This window comes from Pseudomonas sp. GL-RE-26 (assembly GCF_019956275.1).
GTDB classification, from domain to species: Bacteria; Pseudomonadota; Gammaproteobacteria; order Pseudomonadales; family Pseudomonadaceae; genus Aquipseudomonas; species Aquipseudomonas grandcourensis.
The window spans coordinates 87933-94276 of record NZ_JAHBDI010000017.1; the positions used below are offsets into that span (position 1 = coordinate 87933).

5 protein-coding genes and 1 tRNA gene are annotated in these 6344 nt (G+C 60.1%); 5 read left to right on the forward strand and 1 reads right to left on the reverse strand.

Annotated features, from left to right (window positions below):
• Positions 1-6 precede the first annotated feature (6 nt).
• From KGB07_RS13550 to KGB07_RS13565, 4 genes are all read left to right on the forward strand, one after another.
• Entirely contained in the window at positions 7-360 is a 354-nt protein-coding gene (locus KGB07_RS13550) for an MGMT family protein (protein ID WP_046041200.1), read from the forward strand.
• A 44-nt stretch (positions 361-404) separates the two neighbouring features.
• A complete protein-coding gene (locus KGB07_RS13555; protein ID WP_223465599.1) occupies positions 405-1964 on the forward strand; it encodes an AmpG family muropeptide MFS transporter in 1560 nt (519 codons plus the stop codon).
• 142 nt (positions 1965-2106) lie between these two features.
• Positions 2107-3822, forward strand: a complete 1716-nt coding sequence (locus KGB07_RS13560) for a proline--tRNA ligase (protein ID WP_046041196.1) — start codon at positions 2107-2109, stop codon at positions 3820-3822.
• A 19-nt stretch (positions 3823-3841) separates the two neighbouring features.
• Entirely contained in the window at positions 3842-4795 is a 954-nt protein-coding gene (locus KGB07_RS13565; protein ID WP_223465600.1) for a hypothetical protein, read from the forward strand.
• Positions 4796-4865: 70 nt separating this feature from the next.
• On the opposite strand, the gene dinB is transcribed toward KGB07_RS13565, so the two are convergent.
• On the reverse strand, positions 4866-5927 hold the full coding sequence (dinB, locus tag KGB07_RS13570) for a DNA polymerase IV (RefSeq protein ID WP_223465602.1): 1062 nt from the start codon (positions 5925-5927) through the stop codon (positions 4866-4868).
• A 300-nt stretch (positions 5928-6227) separates the two neighbouring features.
• Between dinB and KGB07_RS13575 the strand changes: the two genes are divergently transcribed.
• Positions 6228-6304: transfer RNA gene (locus tag KGB07_RS13575), tRNA-Met, on the forward strand.
• Positions 6305-6344 lie beyond the last annotated feature (40 nt).

Consider the following 6344-nt stretch of genomic DNA (forward strand, 5'->3'; position numbering starts at 1 on the left):
ACGGACGTGACCGATCCAACCGATGAACCCGAGAGCGCAGCGCAAATCCGACGCACGGCGTTGTATTTGACACTGGCACAAGTCCCCGAGGGCAAAGTCGTCAGCTACGGCCAACTGGCCGAGCTTGCAGGACTGGGTCGCGCCGCCCGCTGGGTCGGGCGCACCCTCAGTCAACTGCCCGGCGACAGCAAGTTGCCCTGGCACCGTGTTCTAGGCGCAAACGGGCGTATCAGCCTGCCGGCGGGCAGCCCTTCGGGTGATGAGCAGCGCGCACGATTACGCATGGAGGGCATCAGTATCCTGAACAATCGTGTTGATATTCAGCGCCATGGCTGGCGTCCGGTAGAGCACAGCGGTTAGAGTGCGCGCTTTGTTTCCGTATTTCTTGAGGCAGACTCCAGCCCATGCCCCGTAAAACCTGGCGCGCCGCGCTCGCCGCTTATGCCAGCCCCTCGACACTCGTGCTGTTGCTGCTTGGTTTCGCCGCCGGCCTGCCCTACATGCTGGTGTTTTCGACACTTTCAGTCTGGCTGCGTGAAGCTGGCGTGGCTCGTGAAACCATTGGCTATGCAAGCCTGATCGGCCTGGCGTATGCCTTCAAATGGGTCTGGTCACCCTTGCTCGACCAATGGCGACTGCCATTGCTCGGCAAACTCGGTCGACGACGATCCTGGCTCGTGCTGTCTCAGGCACTGGTCATCCTTGGCCTGATCGGGATGGGTTTCTGCGACCCGCAAAAGCATTTGTCCTGGCTGATCGCCATTGCCGTCGTCGTCGCTTTCGCATCAGCGACGCAGGACATCGCGGTCGACGCCTACCGCCTGGAAATCGCCGAAGACAACCGCCAGGCCGCGCTCGCCGCCAGCTACATGTCCGGTTACCGGGTCGCTGCGCTGCTGGCTACCGCAGGCGCGCTCTTCTTCGCCGAAGGCTTTGGCTCCACCGGCTTCAACTACAAGCATTCGGCCTGGGCTGGCACTTACATCCTGTTCGGTGCCCTGATGGTCCCGGCACTGCTGACCAGTCTGTTCATGCGCGAACCGCCAGTACCGTTGCGCACGCAACTGCAGGCCGGGCGCTACAGCTTCGCGCACCAACTGGCGTCGGTGTTCGTGCTGATCGTGCTGCTGGTTTCGGTGCCGGCCATGTTCACCCAGCTCTACAACACCGACTTCGCCAGCGTGCTGTTCCAGGGCGTGAGCCTGCTTGACCTGCTGCTCGAAGACCGCGCTTTCCTGCGCGCGATCCTCTACACCACCCTCACCGCCCTGTGCCTCTCGGCCATGGGCCGTCGTGGCCTGGCGCCAGTGCTTACACCGGTCAACGACTTCATTCTGCGATACCGCTGGCAAGCGCTGCTGCTGCTCGGCTTGATCGCTACCTATCGGATGTCCGATACGGTCATGGGCGTGATGGCCAACGTGTTCTACATCGACCAGGGCTTCACCAAGGACCAGATCGCCAGCGTCAGCAAAATCTTCGGCCTGATCATGACCCTGGTCGGCGCTGGCATGGGCGGCCTGCTGATCGTGCGTTTCGGCATCCTGCCGATCCTGTTCATCGGCGGTGTCGCATCCGCGGCGACCAACATCCTGTTCCTGATGCTCGCCGACATGGGCCCCAACCTGAACATGCTGGTGCTGACCATCTCCCTGGACAATTTCAGTTCAGGCCTGGCGACCTCGGCCTTCGTGGCCTACCTGTCGAGCCTGACCAACCTCAAGTTCTCCGCCACCCAATACGCCCTGCTCAGCTCGATCATGCTGCTGCTGCCACGCCTGATCGGCGGCTACTCCGGGGTCATGGTGGAAAAATTCGGTTACCACAACTTCTTCCTGATCACCGCCCTGCTAGGCGTCCCGACCCTGCTGTTGATCGCCTTGCACTGGTTCCAGGAGAACCGCCGTGCAGGCCCTACACCGACACCGGAACCGATACAGACTCCGGTCGCCGAAGAGTCGTAGTCCCTTACGCAGGAAGAATCGCGGAGGGTCGAGTGAATCGCGCCCTCCTGCCACACCGCCGACCGCACGCCTGTACGCCAGCGGATCTCGCCCGTACAATGCTCCGTCATTTCTCGTCATCAGCAATCGATAACGGCCAACCATGCGCACCAGTCAATTTTTGCTCGCCACACAGAAAGAAACGCCTTCCGATGCGGTCGTGATCAGCCACCAGCTGATGCTGCGCGCCGGCATGATCCGCAAGCTCGCCTCGGGCCTGTACACCTGGCTGCCGATGGGCTTGCGGGTAATGCGCAAGGTCGAAGCCGTCGTTCGTGAAGAAATGAACGCCGCCGGCTCTCTCGAAGTGTTGATGCCGAGCACCCAACCGGCTGAGCTGTGGCAGGAATCCGGGCGCTGGGAAGAGTACGGCCCTGAATTGCTGCGCTTCAAGGATCGCCACGGTCGCGACTTCTGCGCAGGTCCCACCCACGAAGAAGTCATCACCGATCTGATGCGTAACGAATTGAGCAGCTACAAGCAGCTGCCGATCAACCTGTACCAGATCCAGACCAAATTCCGTGACGAAATCCGCCCACGTTTCGGCTTGATGCGCGGCCGCGAATTCATCATGAAGGACGCCTACTCGTTCCACGCCGACCAGCCTTCGTTGCAGGTCACCTATGACCGCATGCACCAGGCCTACTGCAACGTGTTCACCCGTCTGGGCCTGAAGTTCCGCCCTGTAGAAGCCGATAACGGCTCCATCGGCGGTGCCGGTTCCCACGAGTTCCACGTACTGGCCGAGTCCGGTGAAGACGACATCGTGTTCAGCAACGGTTCCGACTACGCGGCGAACATCGAGAAAGCCGAAGCCGTGCCCCGCGAAACTTCCCGCGCCGCACCGAGCGAAGAGCTGCGCCTGGTCGACACCCCGAACGCCAAGACCATTGCGCAACTGGTCGAAGGCTTCAACCTGCCGATCGAGAAAACCATCAAGACCCTCGTGGTGCACGCAGAAGAGAAAGGCAAGCTGATTGCCCTGATCATCCGTGGCGACCATGAGCTGAACGAAATCAAGGCTGCCAACCAGCCAGGCGTTGCCAGCCCTCTGGTCATGGCATCGGAAAGCGAACTACGCGACGCCATCGGCGCTGGTGCCGGTTCCCTCGGCCCGTTGAACCTGCCGCTGCCGATCATCATCGACCGTTCGGTCGAGCTGATGAGCGACTTCGGCATCGGTGCCAACATCGATGACAAACACTACTTCGGTGTGAACTGGGAGCGCGACCTGCCTGTTCCAACCGTTGCCGACCTGCGCAACGTCGTGGCCGGCGACCCGAGCCCGGACGGCAAGGGCACCCTGGAGATCAAGCGCGGCATCGAAGTCGGGCACATCTTCCAGCTGGGCAACAAGTACAGCAAAGCGATGAAATGCGAAGTGCTGGGCGAGAACGGCAAGCCGGTCACCCTGGAAATGGGCTGCTACGGTATCGGCGTGTCCCGCGTGGTGGCAGCTGCCATCGAGCAGAACAACGACGAAAAAGGGATCATCTGGAGCGACACCCTCGCGCCATTCCAGATTGCCCTGGTGCCGCTGCGCTACGAGACCGAGCAGGTTCGCGAAGCCACCGACAAGCTGTACGCGGAACTCACCGCTGCCGGCTTCGAAGTGCTGCTGGACGACCGCGACAAGAAAACCAGCCCGGGCATCAAGTTCGCAGACATGGAACTGATCGGCATTCCACACCGGATCGTGGTCAGCGACCGCGGCCTGGCCGAAGGCAACCTGGAATACAAGAGCCGTACCGAGGCCGACGCACAAGCGCTACCGGTCGCCGACGTGCTGTCCTTCCTTCAGGCCCGCATCCGCCGCTGATAGCAGATATTGAGACGTCATGTTCAAGCGAAACACCTTAGGCCTCGGTGGTGCCGCCTTGTGCGGCGCCCTGCTGGTCAGCGGCTGTGCCAACCACATGTCGCAACGCAGCGAGCAAGAGGAACGGGTCGAGCGCAAATTGCTCGATCACAGCCTGCAGATCGATGTCGGTGAGCCCAAGGTGCTTGAGCTGCCGCAACGGCGGGTGAAAATCCACGAGCAGAAGACTTTCGAAGTCACTGAATACGAAGTCACGCGTCACTACGACCGCTATACGCCGTACCAACCCTGGCGGGAGATCTACGAAATCCCGCTGGGCGCGGTGGCCGTGGTGGCGGGTGTCGGTGCCAACGTGGTCAATGTGTTCGCCCTCGGCAATCTGCCGGACAGCGTGACCAAGGACTGGCTGAGCTACGGTTTCGCCGGGCTCAACCCGTTCATGAACACGCAGTCCCACGGTCGCGCGCAGCAGAACCTGGCCGGTATTGATGAAGTCCAGCGCGACAAGCGCACGGAGTACTCAAGCCTGCCCTGGAGTGAGCGCCCGGTCGAGGTCAAGGCCGGCAAGGAAACCTTCGAACTGACCACCGACAAAAACGGCGTGTTGCGCCTGAATCTGTTGGACAATCCGTTCGCCGAACATGACATCAATCATCTGAGCCGATTGCTGATTCGTGTCGAGGATGCCCAGGACGACGTACACACCGACTCCTCGCTAGCCGTCAGCAGCACCTTGCGCAGCAAGCTCTATGAGGCCCACGGGCTGATTTATGACGATCTCGAAGGCGACGAAGTCAATCAGTGGGTCCACCGGGTCAAGCGCTTATCGGAGCTGGGTCTTGAAGAAGAAGCCAGCGAACTGGAACAGAGCCTGATCGAACTGACGCGCAATGATCCCGAATTGCAGACCGAATTCCTGAAATCGCTGGCCCGGAATGGCGAGCGACTGGTGGCGAATCCGGGGCTGAACTAAAAAGCCAGAAGCCTTCGCGAGCCTGCTCGCGAAGGCGGCCTGACATTCACCACCAAACCTCTATCTTCCGCTACCGCTCAAACAACTCCATCTGCTCGAACCCGCCCCGCAAGTCCTCCAGCCGCACACCGACCCCCAACAACCGCACCGGTTTACCGCCGCGATTGAAGGCCTGGGTCAGCATCAACTGATAACTCCCCAGATCCCGCCCTGCCCCGGCCTGCTCCAATGTAGTCTGGGTGAAGTCGTGGAACTTCACTTTGACGAATGGCTTGCCCGGACGATAGCTGCTGTCGATTCGCGCCATGCGACCCGCCAGGGTCTCCAGCAGCTCGGGCAACTTGTCCAGGCAGCTCTTCAGGTCCGGCAGATCAACGTCGTAGGTATTTTCAACACTGATCGACTGACGACGACTGTCGTTGTGCACCACACGGTCATCGATCCCACGGGCAAGGCTCCAGAGTCGCTCGCCAAAGCTGCCGAACTCACGCACCAGCGCCAACTTGTCCCACTCGCGCAATTGGAGGCAATCGGTGATCCCCAGCTTGCCGAGCTTGTCGGCGGTGACTTTGCCGACCCCGTGCAACTTGTTCACGGGCAAACCGCTGACAAAGTCCTCGACCTGGTCCGGAGTGATGACAAACAGGCCATTGGGCTTTTTCCAGTCACTGGCGATCTTGGCCAGAAACTTGTTCGGCGCCACGCCCGCCGACACGGTGATATGCAACTGGTTGGAGACCCGACGCCGGATGTCCTGGGCGATTCGCGTTGCACTGCCAGCGAAATGCGCGCTGTCCGACACATCGAGGTACGCCTCATCGAGCGAGAGTGGCTCGATGATCTCGGTGTAATCGCGAAAGATCGTGTGAATCTCCCTGGACGCTTCTCTATAAGCATCCATGCGTGGCTTGACGATGGTCAGGTCGGGGCACAGCTTCAAGGCATGCCCGGAGGACATCGCCGAACGCACCCCGTACGCCCGCGCCTCATAATTGCAGGTGGCGATCACCCCGCGCCGGTCCGCCGACCCACCTACCGCCAGTGGTTTACCGGCGAGGCGTGGGTCGTCGCGCATCTCGATGGCTGCATAGAAACAGTCACAATCGACGTGGATGATCTTGCGTTGAGTCATAGCAAAGCCGTGTTCATGGCAAAGAAAAGGCGTCATGGCGTGCCGGATAAACAGTATCTCACCGACACCTGTATATAGCACCAGTAGTCTGAATGTTCTTTTCCAATCGTAGGAAGAGTCGATTGTGAATTTGTTTTTTCAATCGAAAAGTTGCTTTCAATAGACCCACAGGCCTTGCCCTGCCTGCCTCACAGACCGATCGGCCTCCCCTTTTGAACGCTAACCGATTGAACGGGAAGAGGTTTTATCGGAAATTGAGGTTGACACCCGAGCGCATCTCTATAGAATGAGCCACACAGACGCGGGATGGAGCAGTCTGGTAGCTCGTCGGGCTCATAACCCGAAGGTCGTCGGTTCAAATCCGGCTCCCGCAACCAAACATCAAAAAAGGCTACTCGAAAGAGTGGCCTTTTTTGT